Genomic DNA, 15,980 nt, shown 5'->3' with positions numbered 1-15,980 from the left:
TTTATGAATTTGATTTCCATAATATGTTATTTTAAATAATTTGGTAATCAAACTTAACATAATATTTTAATGTAAGTGTTACATAATTCCTATGTTAATCTCACTAGTGAGAATTAAACTTATGAAAACAAAACTTAGTATTTAGTTTTAAATCAATGAAATAGAATACTCTCAGGCATTCCAGAATTCCCTGTCCAGACTTCTGTATTGTATGGCTTCGGAAATATGATGAGATACAATATTTTCAGATCCTTCAAGATCTGCTATTGTTCTGGCGACTTTAAGAATTCTGTCATAAGCTCTTGCCGAAAGATTAAATTTCTCCATGGCTAATTTGATGAGACTGAAAGAAGATTCATCCAGTTCACAATAGGCTTCAATTTCCTTTGGACCTATCTGGGCATTACTGCTGATATTGAGGTTTTGATATCTTTTGTTCTGAATATCCCTTGCTTTGAGTACACGGTCTCTGATCTCTTTACTTTTTTCGCCTTTTCTTTTCTCAGAAAGCTGTTCAAACTCTACCTTTTGAACTTCGATATGGATGTCTATTCTATCTAATAGCGGACCTGAGAGTTTGTTCATGTACCGCTGCATTTCGTAAACAGATGAGGTATTATTGGGATCATCAGGAAAGAAACCGCTTGGACTGGGATTCATAGAAGCTACCAGCATAAAACTTGCCGGATAGTTGACCGTAAACCGGGCTCTTGAAATCGTTACTTCACGATCTTCCAAAGGTTGTCTCATAACTTCCAGCACTGTTCTCTTAAATTCGGGCATTTCATCCAGAAACAAAACGCCGTTATGAGCAAGGGAGATTTCTCCGGGCTGAGGGTAACTTCCCCCTCCTACCAAGGCAACATCAGATATGGTATGATGTGGAGATCTGAAGGGACGAACAGTCATCAATGATGTTTCTGTTCCTATTTTTCCGGCAACAGAGTGAATTTTTGTTGTTTCCAGTGCTTCTTTCAATGTCAATGGAGGTAAAATACTGGGAACTCTTTTGGCCAGCATTGTTTTCCCACTTCCCGGCGGTCCGATCAGAATAATATTATGTCCGCCTGCTGCGGCAACTTCCATCGCTCTTTTGGCTGTTTCCTGACCTTTAACTTCGGAGAAATCAAAAGGAAAATCATTGATCTTTTCATGAAATTCTTTCCGGGTATCCAGTGTTATTTTTTCAAGCGCTTTTCCTACGTTGAAAAAATCGATAACCTCTCTGATATTTTCTACTCCGTAGACATCAAGGTCATTCACAATGGCTGCTTCTCTGGCATTTTGTTTTGGAAGAATGATTCCTTTAAACCCTTCTTCCCTGGCCTGGATTGCAATGGGCAAAACACCTTTGATCGGCTGTAAACTTCCATCCAGAGAAAGTTCTCCCATAATAATATAGTCTTTAACGTTCTCTGCCAGTATCTGATCTGAGGCGGTTAAGATACCGATAGCAATACTGAGATCGTAAGCAGAGCCTTCTTTTCTGAGATCCGCAGGAGCCATATTAATCGTAATTTTCTTACCGGGAATTTTAAATCCTACATTTTTCAGGGCTGCAGAAATTCTGTAGCTGCTTTCTTTAATAGCATTATCAGGAAGCCCAACGAGATGGTATCCTACTCCTCCGGTATCTACATTCACTTCAATGGTAATGGTCTGTGCAGCCACTCCATGAATGGCACTTCCATAAATTTTGATCAGCATGATGTGTTTTTGAAGTAAAAGTAAACAATATAGTATTTTGAAAATATGGGTTTTACATTAACAACATTTTATCCAGGCAGATATTTAAAAAAAGTTTTTAACGAAACATCTATTCGGATTTTTCTATTGAAGAGACAGGGTGATTAAAAAAAAACCGGTACAAATTTCTTTGTACCGACTCAACCATTATTAAAAACTAACGAAAAAGATTATGCGATCTGAATTACTGAACATTAATTGTAAGTCAGGAAGCGGATGCCGGAAAGAGGAAATTCCTTTTTGGGGGTAATTATGACCGTCATTAGATTAACAAGGATGAAATGTATCTATGAGCGTAAAGTATTAAAATAAATCACTCTAGTTCTTCTTCAATACAAGGAACATCCCTCCTCAGACATCCATACTTCCTTCCCACAATCAATATGTTAGCATCTTCAGATTTTATAATCCTATTATTTTTTTATAAATCTGTTTTTATATTCTGTTCCGTCTGTGCTCTTAGAAACAATGATATAATTTCCCGGTACCAGACCGCTTACATCAATCGGCTGATTATATCTGTGATCATTTTTCTTCAGAACAAGTTTTCCGGACATATCTATAATCATAATTTCTTTATAGATTTTATCAGATTCTTTCCCGATATAAAGGTGCTGTGCCGTAGGGTTAGGATAAATTTTCAGATTATTATCTTTTATTTTTGTTTCTCCTGTTCCCAAATTGCTGCAGAATTCCCAGTCCCCGAAAGTCACCTCAACAAATGCAAACGGATCTAACATCTGGCACTGATCCGGACAATATTCCGTACAGGCATAAAACCCATATTTCCCTGAGCTTGTTGCAACGTAGGTATCGCCTACCACACCAGCAATAATACAAGGATCTCCTGCTACCGGCGGATTGCTTCCCGGTACACATTTGAACCAGGTATGTTTGCCATACACTAAAGGAAATATATTGTCAAACTGTACAGACGCTCCGTTGCAGACCTTCACTGTTCCCATATTTTCTTCATATGTACCTGGAGTATAAGTAGTCATCATTGCAGGCAGTCCATATACAAAACCATCTGCAAATGCTGTAGGACTTTCTGCTGTACAGTCTCCTTCCGAAACCACTACCTTAAAATAATTCAGCTGGTCATTACCACTAATGGTCAGCTGTTGTGATGTCGCTCCCGGAATGGCTACCCATGGGTTGTTATTCGGTGTCTGCCATGTCCATTCCTGTTTATACCACTGATACGTTGCGTAAGTCTGTGTTGTGGAAAGAATTTCATCTTCCGTATCGCAGAATAAGATCGTTCCCGGGTATTTTTGCCCGAGTCTGGCGCTGGTAATTGTAGGGGTGCACTGTGCTTTTATATTCAGAATGGAGAATAATAAAACCACTAAAAAGATTAGTTTTGTTTTCATATATCAATTATTAAGTTTGGTGTTTTAAAATGGTCTGCATTAATCCAGCAGAACTCTTATTCCGAATTTCATATTAAAATGAAGCGGTTTTTCTTTATAAATGGTATTGGGTGCTGTTTCTTCTTTAAAATGATATCCTATTCCCGGTTCTGCATAAATTCCTATTTTATCAATAAGTTTCAGCTGAAAGCCAACAGCTGTGTTGACAGAAAACTGCAGAGGTTTAGGCTCTACACGCTCTTTTGAGCTTTCCTTTATTTTACCATCAACAACATAACTTGTTGTAATATTTCCTGCCACTGGTTTTTCTACCAAAGCCCCACCTGTAATGTATCCTGTAAATTTCCCTTTCTGAATGACATTATAATTAACCTGTACCGGAATTCCTATATAATGCAGCGTCTGATCTCCTTTAATATAATTATTCTCACTTCCGGAATGCAGCTCAGAAGACAACTTGGTATAATTCAGCCCTGTTCCTATTCCCCATCTCCTGCCCAAATTATAGTAAACAGAAAGCCCCAATGTTACCGGTACTTTATGTCTTATCCTTGCTTCTACCGGCTGACTTTGATTGGCCAGCAATATGGCTGTAAGAGGATCATCATGATATTCTGAAGTAGTCCATACCTGCTCAACATTCATCGCTTTTCCGGTGATTGAAGCATAGCCCGGAAACTGCTGTTCTGCAGAATTGGACCCCATATTACCAGTAAGCATGCCTAACATCCAGGACTTTTTATCTCTGGTTTTGGTGGCTTTACGCTGTGTATTTTCAGCATAGACCTCCTTTAGTTTTTCCTGATTAAAAAGAACCTCATCAGAAGCCTGTTCTTTTACCGTTTCTTTCACGGTATCATCAATAACCGTTGTTTTCTGGGCGATCTTACTTTCCTGCTGAAAAGACTCCAATGCTGTCGGAAGCTTGAAGACATCCTCTATCTTCTGATTACTTCCGGCATGATTTTCTGCTCCATTATCTGCATGTCTTTGTATTATCGTTATCTCGGGAGCACCGGTGTTCAATATATTTTCAGCTAAAAAATCATCTGTCTTTGATTTTAATTCACTGCCTGAAATATCCTCAGTTTCGGTAGTTTTTACATAATTTTTTTCCTTCTCTCCTTTCACATCTGCCGGTTTATGAGACAGAGTTTTTCCGGCATCATTCCGGGGAAGTATTTTGGTCAGCAAAAACAATAATGCAATGGCCGCTGCAATCCCTCCAACGCGATAAAATATGGATCTGTTTCCAGCATTTGTTCCCTTTTTTTTCTTTTCTCCACCTTCATGAACTGCGGGAATAAATCCGGGAATGCTGTTATTTTCTTCACCAGAAAATAATTCATCTTTAATGTCATCCCACAACCCTTCCGGAACGTCCTCTTCATGGTCATCCATTCTGCTTCGCAGATTATTTAGCCATTCGTTATTCATATTGTGCTTTTATTGACATTTTAAATTCTTTTATTTTCTGAGCCAGCAGACCTTTTGCCCTGTGAAACTGTGATGCGGAAGAATTCTCTGCAATCCCCAGCAGCCCGGCAATCTCCTTATGGCTTTTTTTCTCAAATACGAACAGGTTAAAAACAGTCCGGTAGCCATCCGGAAGAGCTCTTATCATCATCATAATATCATCACGTGGGATTTCTTCAAAATCCGGTTCTTCTTCATTAGGGATGTCCGCAAGATCATCTACCTCTACAGCAGATTTAAAGTCACCTTTCTGTTTGATATGCTTTAGAGATTCATTAACTGCGATACGGGTCATCCAGGCTTTTAAAGAACCATTTCCTCTGTACTCAAAAGATTCTATCGAACGGAACATTTTAATAAAACTGTTTTGAAGCACATCATGCACATCTTCTTTTTCTGCCAGATAACGGGAGCATACGTAGGACAGATTTCTGGAATAAGCTCCAAAAAGCTCTTTCCAGGCAGCCTCTTCCTTTTTCAGAAGGTGCTTTACCAAAATCTGTTCTTTACTTTCTTCCATATAATGCTGCTGCCTGCGTACCCACTGGGATGTTAAACTGTCAAGCAAAAATAGATTGCATCTTTTTAATAAAGTGCAATCCATTGATGATACTATCTATTCATTAATTTTTTATACAGAATGGGAAATTATAATCAATCACTTCATAAGGAGTAACCAATGTCCCGTCTACTGTAATTTTTTCTGCGGTGAAAGCATATCTAAGCGTCTGATCCAATCCCACATAATATCCTTTTTGCTTAGAAACAAATTCCACAACGGTCTTTTTATTAACTCCGTCTACAGGAATCTGAAGTTCCATCGTTTTTGGGGTTAAAGTAAGCTCTATCACATTATTTGCTGTGTTGATCACTGCTGCATATTTAAGGTCATACTTTACTTTTCCCATTGTCTTTAAAGCGGCTTCTGCTTTTGCAGGATCTTTCACTACTGCTTTTACAATTTCAGCCACTGGAAATTCATCAAATGAGATGGTATCTTTCTTTACTTTGAATTCTTTTATTCCTTCTCTTTTGCTGTTTCCTTGTACAATAATCAGTTTTCCTTTATAGTTGCCTGCCAGGTCTTCCATTTTTACAGGTGGAATATCTGGTCCTTCATTATCATTACAAGAGTATAGGGTAAATCCTACTAAAACCATTAAAACTGTTATAAAAAATCGGGGTACTGTCAATTTTTTCATTGCATTACATTTTCGTTAAACATTAATTATTTTCGAGTACTCATCTATATAAATCCTGTTTTCCGAAAATCTTGCATCCTTTTTCTGAAAAAAAACAAAAAAAACTATAACCAATTGATATTGTGTACATAAAATTTTCATCATCTCATTGCAAATTCCGTACCTGTTATTAAAATGAAATTCTATCTATCTTATATAAACAGCAAAAAGGAAACTACATGACATAGCTTCCTTTTCATTATTGACCAGTTGTATTTTATTGTACTCCACCTCCAAGTGCCCTGTAAAGATCTACCTCAGCATTTAGTTTTTCAAGGGTAACATTGATGGTTTCCAGATCATTCTGGAGTTTATTATTCTGAGCAGTGATGACTTCCAGATAGGTTGCCATACCACTTTTATACAGCTTCAACGCATCATTGATTCCTTTGTCCAGAATCGCTGTTCTCTGTTCTAGAAGCTGTAATCTTTCTGAAGAACCTTTGGATTTCGCCATAGCATCGGAAACTTCTCCCACCGCAGTCATTACCGACTGTTTAAAATTGATGGCCACTTTTTCCTGCTCAATTAAAGCGGTGTCATAAGCTGTTTTCAACTGCTTTTTCTGAAAAATCGGGGCAGCAAGATTGGCCGCAATTGCTTTGGTAATAGATCCCGGAATATCAAACCATGAGCTGAATTTATTGGAATTTACTCCTATCTGCGGGCTCAGACTGATACTTGGATACATGGCGGCTTTTGCTAATCCGGTTTTGGAATTTAAACTGATAACGTTAAACTCTGCCATCTTCAGATCCGGTCTTCGGCTCAGCAGTTGTGCGGGCAATCCTTCTGACAGTTTATTTTCAGGAATCATTGTTTTCAGATTTCCTTCTCTTTCTACTTTGGCCGGATATTCTCCACAAAGAATACTCAAAGCATTTTCCTGGATAGAAATATTCTGCTTCGCTAAAGGAATCAGCAGCTCGGCTGTTTTCTTCTGCGCTTCCGATTGCTGAACGGCTAATGAATTAATCTGTCCTGCTGTAAACTGAAGATTCATCATTTTAAGCGTATTGTCACTAAGCTCAATGTTTTGTTCAGCTATTTTCAGCTGTTCATCAAGACTGATCAGATTATAATAAGCCTGAGCCACCTGAACTACGATTCTGCTTTTGATGGCATTTAAATTTTCTTTTTGCCCAAAATATTCTGCTGCAGCAGATTCTTTCTGCATTTTAGCTTTTCCCCAGATGTCTACTTCCCAGGAAAGTCTCAGTGCAGCACTGAAATCATCCATATATTTTGTTCCGACAAACTGTTCGTTCAAAGAGCCGTTAAGCGTATTGGTGGAAGCCCAGCTTCTGTTGGCACCTGCTGTAAGATCTAATGTTGGCATCAGCCCCAGCTTAGCTTGTTTATAAATCAGATCCAGCTGTTCTATATTTTTCAAAGCCACATTCACTTCATTATTTCTTAATAGGGCTTTATCTATTAAGCCTATCAATTTAGGATCTTTGAAGAAAGTCTTCCATGGCAGTACTACCGTATCTCCTGTTACCTGTACAGATTCTTTATAGGTTTCGGGAATCTGAAGATCTGTTCTTGTATATTTTTTCCCTACGGCACAAGACATCAGCAGTGATGCCATTGCGCCTGAAATAAGGAAATTCTTTATATTAAATATGCTCATTTGTCAATTGATTTTCTGTTGTAGTATACTTCTTTTTGGTAGAGAACTTCTCATCCAGATACTGAAAGAACATGTAGAGTACAGGAATTACGAAAACTCCTAAAACCACTCCACTCAGCATTCCCATGGCAGCACTTGTACTGATGGATTTGTTTCCTGAAGCCATTCCTCCTGAAGAAATCATCAATGGAATCATTCCCACAATAAAGGCTAATGAAGTCATGATAATCGGACGTAATCTCGCCTTTGCTCCTTCCAGTGCAGAGTCCAGAATCGAAAGACCTGCTTTTCGCCTTTGTATGGCAAATTCTACAATCAGGATCGCGTTTTTGGCGAGAAGCCCGATAAGCATGATCAGTCCTACCTGTACGTAGATGTTATTATCCAGTCCGATTGCTTTTATTCCTAAGAATGCTCCTACAATTCCCGTTGGGATAGAAAGCATTACGGCCAGAGGAAGAATATAACTTTCATATTGAGCTGCCAGCAACAGATATACAAAAAGTAAACACAACCCAAAGATGGCAATCGTCTGATTTCCAGCTGATTTTTCTTCCAAACTCAATCCTGTCCATTCGTAGCTGTAGTCAGAAGGTAATTTGCTTAAAGTCTGTTCCAGCTTGCCCATTAACTCTCCGTTACTTACTCCGGGTTTTGGAGATACGTTGATATTTAACGAGTTGTAAAGGTTGTAACGTTGAACGGATTCCGGGCCGTAGACTTTTTTCAAAGTGATCAATGTGTTTACCGGAACCATATCTCCTTTTTCATTCTTTACAAAAATATCATTGAACGCCTGCTCATCCATTCTGAAAACTCCATCTGCTTTAATATTCACTCTATAGAACTTCCCGAATCTTGAGAAATTCTGAGACTGGTCTCCTGAGAAATACGTCTGAACGGTCCCCAAAAGATTTGAAATGCTTACTCCCAGCTGCTTTGCTTTATCTTCATTCACTTCAAGCTCCATCTGAGGATAGTCTGCTCTGAACATGGTGTAGGCAAATGCTACTTCCGGAACCTGCATAAGCTGGCCGATCAGTTCATCTGCTTTCGCTTTAAGAACCTGAGGATCTCTTCCCATACGGTCCTGAAGTACGATTTCGGCATCATTCGTCATTCCGTATCCTTCTACCGGAGGCATTCTGAAAGTCATCACACTTCCTTCTTTGATCACTCCCAGTTTTGCATTCGCCATATCTACCACTTCCTGGATATCCTGAACTTCACCTCTTTCTTTCTTAGGTTTCAGTTTAACAAATCCCATCGCATAAGCGGGGCCTGCACTGTTACTAAGAAGGTTATATCCGGTAATGGAAGTATTTTCCTGTACGGCTTCTACTCCTTTTAAAATGTCATTGATCTTGTTGGAAACTTCCGTAGTTTTAGTCAATGCTGTCCCGGGAGGCATGCTTAAAGTGTACATAAAGAATCCATCGTCTTCCATTGGTACAAAACTTTTAGGCGTGCTTGACATCAGCCAGCCTGCAACCCCGATAACAGCTACGATTAATCCTCCTGCAATCCATTTTCTTCCTATTAAAAAGCGTACTCCTTTTGCATAACGGTTGGTCATATTATTAAATCCAGCATTGAATGCTACCGCAAATCTTTGCCCGAATCCTTTTGGTTTTTTACCTTCTCCTGCGTGATTGTTTTTCAAAAACACGGCACACAAAGCCGGAGTTAAAGTCAATGCGTTAACTGCTGAAATAATGATTGCGATGGCTAATGTATAGGCAAACTGCTTATAAAATAATCCTGCAGAACCGGACATAAATCCGATAGGAATAAATACTGCTGACATCACCAATGTAATAGAAATAACCGCTCCTGTAATTTCACTCATCGCCTTGTGGGTAGCTTCTCTTCCTGAAAGGTCTGTTCCTTCCATATTACTGTGAACAGCTTCCACCACTACAATGGCGTCATCCACTACAATACCGATGGCCAGTACAAGCGCAAAAAGGGTCAGTACGTTGATCGTAAATCCTAAAACCAGAAGGAAGAAGAAGGTACCTATAATCGCTACCGGAACGGCTACTGCCGGAATAATCGTAGATCTGAAATCCTGTAAAAAGATAAATACCACGATAAATACCAGAATAAATGCTTCTATCAAAGTAGATTTCACCTGTCCTGTAGCTTCATCCAATCTTTCTTTGGTACTCATTACCTTCGTATATTTGATACCCGGAGGGAATGATTTTGATAATTGATCAAGAGCTTTATTTACCCCTATTTCTATCTGATTGGCATTGGATCCTGTGGTTTGCATGATCGCTACAGTAACCGCATTTTTCCCATTGGAAAGGTTATCTCCCGTATTTGAAATCGCTCCGAATTCCACACGGGCTACATCTTTCAACCTAATAACCTGGCTTCCTGTATTTTTAACAATGATATTTTCATATTGTTCAGGCTTGTTCTTTTTTCCTTTGTATCTGATTACATATTCTAAAGCGGCATCCGATTCTTCTCCCAGTTTACCCGGAGCAGACTCCAAACTGTGGTCTGCAATGGCTCTGGAAACATCTGCCGGTTCAAGTCCGTAAGATGACATTTTCTGAGGGTTCAGCCATATTCTCATGGAATAATCTTTCAATCCGAATACCATGGCCTGCCCAACCCCTTTTACTCTTTTTACCTGCGGAATAAGGTTGATATTCGCATAGTTCTGAAGGAAAGTTTCATCATACTGTTTATTATCTTCGGTATAGATATTGAAAATCAACACCATACTGTTCTGCTGCTTGGAGGTGGTCAATCCCATTCTCACAACCTCCTGCGGAAGGATCGGAGTGGCCTGTTGCACTCTGTTTTGCACGTTTACCGCAGCCTGATCGGCATTCACCCCCTGTTTGAATATAATGGAGATGGAAAAGGTACCATCATTACTTGCGGTGGATTTCATGTATTCCATATCCTCCACCCCGTTGATCTGTTCTTCCAGTGGCGTTACCACAGAACGGATCACGGTTTCACTGTTTCCTCCGGGATACGATCCTGAAACGGTAATCGTAGGCGGAGAAATGTCCGGGAATCTGGTCACCGCCAGCTGGTTTAATCCTATAATCCCTAAAATGACGATGATAAGGGATATTACCGTCGCCAATACCGGACGGTCTATTATCTTTTTTAACATTTTTGAATTTTCTAAGAATGGTTATACAACTATTTCAAAGGAACGGTATGCGCTACCACCTGCGCTCCATCTGTAAGGGCATCAATTCTGTTGATGGCAATTTTATCTCCTGCATTCACGCCTTCTTTGATAAAGTAATCCTGAGAGGTACTTCCTGAAACGGTAATCTGAGTCATTTTTACTTTATCCTTGCCATTCAGTTTATAAACAAAGAACCTGTCCTGAATATCTTTCACTGATGTTTTCGGAAGTCTGATCACTCCGTTCAGAGCATTGTGAATCATCACTCTGGCTGTTCCTCCGGCTCTTAATAATTTATCAGGATTCTGAAAAACAGCTTTCATCTGGATACTTCCTGTATTTCTGTCGAAATTCCCGCTGGCATTTTCCAGTTTTCCTTTAAGAGAGTAAGTGGAGCCGTCTGCCAGGATAAGCTCAACATTTTCTGCTGTATTTCCTGATGCTGATGCTCTGCTGTGCGCAATAAAATCAGCTTCGTTCATTGAAAAGTACACATTCACACTGTTGATGCTTGAAAGTGTTGTCAAAGGAGAAGCATCTGACGGACTGATAAGGTTTCCTACTCTATTGGGAATTCTGCCGATGTATCCGCTAACCGGAGCTTTGATGTAGGTAAAATTGGCATTAATCTTTGATGATCCTAAGGATGACTGTGCCTGTGCTACCTGTGCTGATGCTGCTTTATAACTTGCCTGTGCTGTTTTCAGCTGCATATCGGAAACTACTTTTCCTTCTACAAGAGGTTTCAGCTTTTCCACTTCAAGTCTTGCGGTTTCCTGTGCTGCAATCGCTGATTTCAAGGCTGCTTCATTGGTATTGACCTGTTCGTTGTATACGGATGGATTGATTCTGAAAAGGGTCTGTCCTTTGCTTACATACTGTCCTTCTTTGATATATACTGCTTCCAGATAACCAGTCACCTGCGCTTTAATATCTACATTGTCCTGTCCTTCTATGCTTCCCGGATATCCTGTTGATATGTCTGCATCTCCGGACTTTACCTGGATAAAATCTGTAGGCAATGCCTGCTGCATCTGCTGGGCATTTTCCTGGCCGCTCCCGGAACCGCATGAGTACAATATCGCTGCAGCTGTAAGGGAAAGTACCAGGTATCCTTTTCTGTAATTCATAACATTGGTTTTTAAATTTTACAGGAGCAAAATAACTTCATCTTACAGTGATATTCATTCAGAAGTTGGGTGAAGTGTCGTTAATCGCAGGTGAAACGTACGATCGGAAAAATGAAAAGAAAACAGTTGTTTTCCTTTGTAATTATGGTAAAAAAGAGATTTTCATGTGGAAATAAGAGTGAAATCAGTAAGGATAAACTAATGTATTTCACAATTAAAACGAAAAAAAAGATTGCCTTGGCTAAAAGCAATCTCGTTTATATTTTTAAAGAATTAATAATCCATCCAGGATTTGAAAATGGAAGCTTTTTCCCGGCTTACAATAACTTCCATATCAGGCTGTTTCCTCAATTCAAGCTTTAATTTTCCGTTAAAATGATTAAAAATCTGTTTTACGGAATTGATATGGATGATGAATTGTCTGTTGGCGCGGAAAAAGAATTTGGGATCCAACTGTTTTTCAAGCTCTTCCAGAGTTTGCGGAACATTTTCTACTACTCCGGTATTCAGCATGGCCTTGCTGATTCCCAATTCGGTGTAAAAGTATAGGATATCTTCTGCCAGAACGGTTTTATATCCGTCTCTGTGCGCGATCAGAAAACGTTTTCTGTAGTCTTTCGGCTGGATATAATTCAACAGTCCTTCAATGGCTGTTCCTACTACCGGAACAGATTCCATAAAGGTTTCGTAGCGTTTTAGAGCAGCATCCAGTTCTTCTTCTTCAATAGGTTTCAAAAGATAATCCACACTGTTGTATTTGAATGCCTGTACTGCATATTCATCGTATGCTGTAGTAAATATGACAGCACTTTTAACTTCATGTTTGTTAAATATTTCAAAGCTGAGTCCATCTGCAAGTCTTACATCCATCATGATAACATCGGGAACCACATTATTTTCCAGCCAATGGACTGTAGAGGTAATCGAGTCTTCCACAGAAAGGATTTCGATATGCGGTCTTAACTTCAACAACAGTCTTTTTAATCTGTCGGCATTCGGTCTTTCGTCTTCAACGATTAAAACTTTATTAATCTTCATATCAATGGGAGTTTTACAATAAATTTATCTTCTGTTTTTTCGATTACAGGTTTAGGATATCCTAAGATTTCGTACCGTGCAACAATATTGGTAAGTCCTACCCCTGAGGAATCCGGCTTATTGATTAGAGGCAGAAATGTATTGGAAACTATCAATTCTCCTTCAGGGCTTGTATAAACGTGAATCTCCAGAGGATTCACCTTTGAAGTCTGGTTATGTTTAATGGCATTTTCAACCAACAATTGTAAAGACAGCGGAAGGGTGAATCTGGATCTGTATTCCTCTTCAATATCTATTTTGAATACCACTCCTTCACCAATTCTTTTTTCAATCAGAAAGATATAGGATTCTAAAAATTTGAGCTCCTCTTCTACGGCAATGATGTCTTTTTTGGAATTGACTAAAAGATATCTGTATACTCTCGCAAACTTCTCGGAATAATCATAGCCTAGCTGCTGATCTTCCAGAATGAGTTCTGACAATACACTTAAGTTATTGAAAATAAAATGAGGGTCTATCTGAAGTTTAAGTGCCTGAAGTTCAGCCGCCATCGCAGCCTGTTTATGTTTGGAAGCCCTCAGTTTATGCTGAGCCGCTTCTACTGCTGTTTTTTTCCAGTTTTCCAATAAATAATCTACGGTATTAAATGCACTGATAATCAATGATATTACAATATTGGTTGCAATCCATTGCCCCAGCAGTGTATATTCTTTGCGGGAATCCATTTCAGGTAATGTGACCGAAGTGCCATCCACGATTGCATTAATAATAATCACAATCAAAACACTTCCTACGATCTGAAGCAGACACTGGATAAATAATCGCTTTACGGTTCTGTTTCTCCAGGGAAGCCACTTATTGAGTGTTCTGTCAATAAATATACTTACCTCCGAAATGATGATGGAAAAAAAGACAATCCATGTGGCATCTTCCAGAATCATCTTCAGCGGAGCGTCCAGATATCCTTTCCAAACGGGATCAAAGGGATCAATAAGGTAAGAAAAAACACAGAACGTAACCACGGCCAGTGCCCAGATCACGAGCCTTCTTTTCATGGTGGAAAGAATCTTCTTATTCCGTACTATATTTTTCCTGATGGCAGAAATCCTATTCATATCCGGGATTTTATGAATGTAAATATAGACATAGATTTTATATGAGTATCGTCCATTTTAGACGAGACCGCCAAAACAGGACATGAAACGTAAAATAGCAGTGTTCAAATGGAGGTGACGGTTCATCACCTGAAAAAGACAGTTCATCATCATTTTATGCAACATCACATCATTTTTACAGTAAGGGAATACCTGTCTATCATAGTTTTGTGGTATTAAATCCGGTACAATGAAAATAATAATTGTCTGCACAGATTTTTCGCAGGAAGCTGAAAACGCCACTCATTATGCAGCTTCTATGGCTAAAGAAAATAAATACAGGATTATCCTTTTTAATCTGCAAACTGTTTCTATCCATGCTTTGAATGCACAGTCTTCAGCTGATTTTTTCTACACTCAAACGCTTAAAAATCAGAAGAAACTGGAGGATAAAGCAACAGAGCTTACTGCTTTATATGCAATAGAAACAGGGCATCATCTGGCCTCAGGCAATTTTATTGAAGAACTTGAAAACTGCATGCAACTTTACGAATGTGATTTTGTGGTGATGGGAATGGCGGAAAAAACTCTGGAACAGAAGCTTTTAGGAAACAGGGTAACAAGGGCCATTCACAGGATTAAAAAACCGATACTCATTGTTCCTGCCCACATAGAATATGCAGGAATACGAAAGATTCTTTTTGCTTATGATACTCACAAAAGCATGACCTGGTCTGCCATGAATGATATTTACCACTTTATTAATGAATTCAATGCAGAGATTGAAGTCTTCAATGTGAGTGAAAGATTAGAAGATTTTGCTGAGGTTATCCATGATATTGATCTGAACTCCGGATATGATCTGGATGACATTAAGTATAGCTTTAAAATGATTCAATCCATTGAGGTCATTAAAGCTATTGAAGAGGAAATAAAACTGACGGGGCCAGACCTTTTAACCATGGTTCCCTATAAATACAATCTTGTGGAATCTCTGTTTCATCGAAGCAAAACGGCTATCATGGCGTATAAGAATAAATTACCATTACTATCAATTCCCCTAAACATAGATTAAGAATCAATAAAAATCTGTTCGCATTTGAATTATCCTTTTTGCCTTTAAAGGCTAAATTTTACACTTAATCTTGTTTAACAGGACCGGGAATAGATTTCCGGTCCTGTTTTTTATTGTACTTTTTAAAATGTTCATTGCAGATTATTTTGTCAAAGCTATTAATCCCTCATCATAGTTTTCCAGTACAGCCTGAAATTATGATTTTCGTACTTCTGTTTTGAGTTTTATTTCTGATTCAATTTCGGAATATTCTGCCCATCAACATAGACACAGATCTTTCTATTTTGAAGGAAACAATTGGAATATTATTTTGAAAACAAAAACAAACTATCATATTCTATTCATCTGAATATCAAAAAGTCGTAAATTTAGTAAAGGATAAAAACAGTGTTTTCCCTCTTTTTTATAGTTGTGCCGTTCGCTAATTTTGTTCCATAAAATTAAAAACCATAAAAATGAAAACTTCCTTTTTTACTAAGATTTTACCTCTGCTTTGTGCAGCATTTATTTTGACTTTTTGTCTGATCAGCTGCTTCGAACCTCCTAAAGAACCCGTTAGCAACAGTTATAAAAAGAAACTGATCAGTTATCGTGAAGGCCGGGTTCTTTTTGATGAATACACCAGAACCAATCATGAAATTCTCATGAAGTACAGAAACGGTGAACCCGATTCCCGATGGTACTGGTTTTCGCTTGAAGATATGGAAGGCTATATTAAATATGTAAAAGAAAATGCCAGAAAACAAAAATTAAAAAATCCGGGAATCAGGATTTACATGGGAAAATATCCAATGAATCATCCTAAAAACAGAATGGCAAAACCTGAATATGCAGGTTACCAAACCATATTTCTCGTTCCTACCGCTCAAAAAAGAGAAAAGGACAAGGCTATGGCCAGGTCAGCCGCCACCGAAGAAAACACAGACGTTACTTCAATAGAATCTATGAATATGACCAATCTGGCACCACCCCCAAAAACGTTATCTGAAACAATGCCTTAAAAAA

12 protein-coding genes are annotated in these 15,980 nt (G+C 38.6%); 2 read left to right on the top strand and 10 right to left on the bottom strand.

Going from position 1 to position 15,980, the window contains the following annotated elements; genetic code table 11:
* Positions 1–171 precede the first annotated feature (171 nt).
* The 10 genes from DDF69_RS04470 to DDF69_RS04425 form a co-directional block, all read right to left on the bottom strand.
* The gene (locus tag DDF69_RS04470; RefSeq protein WP_114819712.1) at positions 172–1,707 is read right to left on the bottom strand and encodes a YifB family Mg chelatase-like AAA ATPase; all 1,536 of its coding nucleotides are present in this window, start codon (positions 1,705–1,707) and stop codon (positions 172–174) included.
* A gap of 452 nt (positions 1,708–2,159) precedes the next feature.
* The gene (locus DDF69_RS04465) at positions 2,160–3,122 is read right to left on the bottom strand and encodes a T9SS type A sorting domain-containing protein (protein WP_114819711.1); all 963 of its coding nucleotides are present in this window, start codon (positions 3,120–3,122) and stop codon (positions 2,160–2,162) included.
* 39 nt (positions 3,123–3,161) lie between these two features.
* Complete coding sequence (locus tag DDF69_RS04460; protein ID WP_114819710.1) at positions 3,162–4,559, bottom strand: outer membrane beta-barrel protein; 1,398 nt, start codon at positions 4,557–4,559, stop codon at positions 3,162–3,164.
* Entirely contained in the window at positions 4,552–5,166 is a 615-nt protein-coding gene (locus tag DDF69_RS04455) for an RNA polymerase sigma factor (protein ID WP_306595907.1), read from the bottom strand. Before DDF69_RS04455 ends, DDF69_RS04460 begins: the two co-directional genes overlap by 8 nt.
* 55 nt (positions 5,167–5,221) lie before the next feature.
* Positions 5,222–5,800 carry a DUF4840 domain-containing protein gene (locus DDF69_RS04450; protein WP_114819708.1) on the bottom strand — a complete coding sequence of 193 codons (579 nt, stop codon included), beginning with the start codon at positions 5,798–5,800 and terminating at the stop codon, positions 5,222–5,224.
* A gap of 256 nt (positions 5,801–6,056) precedes the next feature.
* Positions 6,057–7,472 carry an efflux transporter outer membrane subunit gene (locus DDF69_RS04445; RefSeq protein WP_114819707.1) on the bottom strand — a complete coding sequence of 472 codons (1,416 nt, stop codon included), beginning with the start codon at positions 7,470–7,472 and terminating at the stop codon, positions 6,057–6,059.
* Entirely contained in the window at positions 7,459–10,617 is a 3,159-nt protein-coding gene (locus DDF69_RS04440; RefSeq protein WP_114819706.1) for an efflux RND transporter permease subunit, read from the bottom strand. The genes DDF69_RS04445 and DDF69_RS04440 overlap by 14 nt, the downstream gene beginning before the upstream one ends.
* A 29-nt stretch (positions 10,618–10,646) precedes the next feature.
* The gene (locus DDF69_RS04435; RefSeq protein WP_114819705.1) at positions 10,647–11,768 is read right to left on the bottom strand and encodes an efflux RND transporter periplasmic adaptor subunit; all 1,122 of its coding nucleotides are present in this window, start codon (positions 11,766–11,768) and stop codon (positions 10,647–10,649) included.
* Between the two features lie 273 nt (positions 11,769–12,041).
* Positions 12,042–12,806: a LytR/AlgR family response regulator transcription factor gene (locus DDF69_RS04430; protein WP_114819704.1), complete on the bottom strand. Its 765-nt coding sequence runs from the start codon at positions 12,804–12,806 to the stop codon at positions 12,042–12,044.
* Positions 12,803–13,921 carry a sensor histidine kinase gene (locus DDF69_RS04425; protein WP_114819703.1) on the bottom strand — a complete coding sequence of 373 codons (1,119 nt, stop codon included), beginning with the start codon at positions 13,919–13,921 and terminating at the stop codon, positions 12,803–12,805. The genes DDF69_RS04430 and DDF69_RS04425 overlap by 4 nt, the downstream gene beginning before the upstream one ends.
* Positions 13,922–14,150: 229 nt before the next feature.
* On the opposite strand from DDF69_RS04425, the gene DDF69_RS04420 reads away from it, so the two are divergent.
* Together DDF69_RS04420 and DDF69_RS04415 are read left to right on the top strand one after the other, a co-directional pair.
* The gene (locus DDF69_RS04420) at positions 14,151–14,975 is read left to right on the top strand and encodes a universal stress protein (RefSeq protein WP_114819702.1); all 825 of its coding nucleotides are present in this window, start codon (positions 14,151–14,153) and stop codon (positions 14,973–14,975) included.
* 455 nt (positions 14,976–15,430) lie between these two features.
* The gene (locus DDF69_RS04415) at positions 15,431–15,976 is read left to right on the top strand and encodes a hypothetical protein (RefSeq protein WP_114819701.1); all 546 of its coding nucleotides are present in this window, start codon (positions 15,431–15,433) and stop codon (positions 15,974–15,976) included.
* The last annotated feature ends 4 nt before the right edge of the window (positions 15,977–15,980 follow it).

This window comes from Chryseobacterium sp. KLBC 52 (assembly GCF_003347605.1).
GTDB lineage: Bacteria > Bacteroidota > Bacteroidia > Flavobacteriales > Weeksellaceae > Chryseobacterium.
Note: the sequence above shows the minus strand (reverse complement) of the source record. Positions and strands in the feature narration are given on the sequence as shown.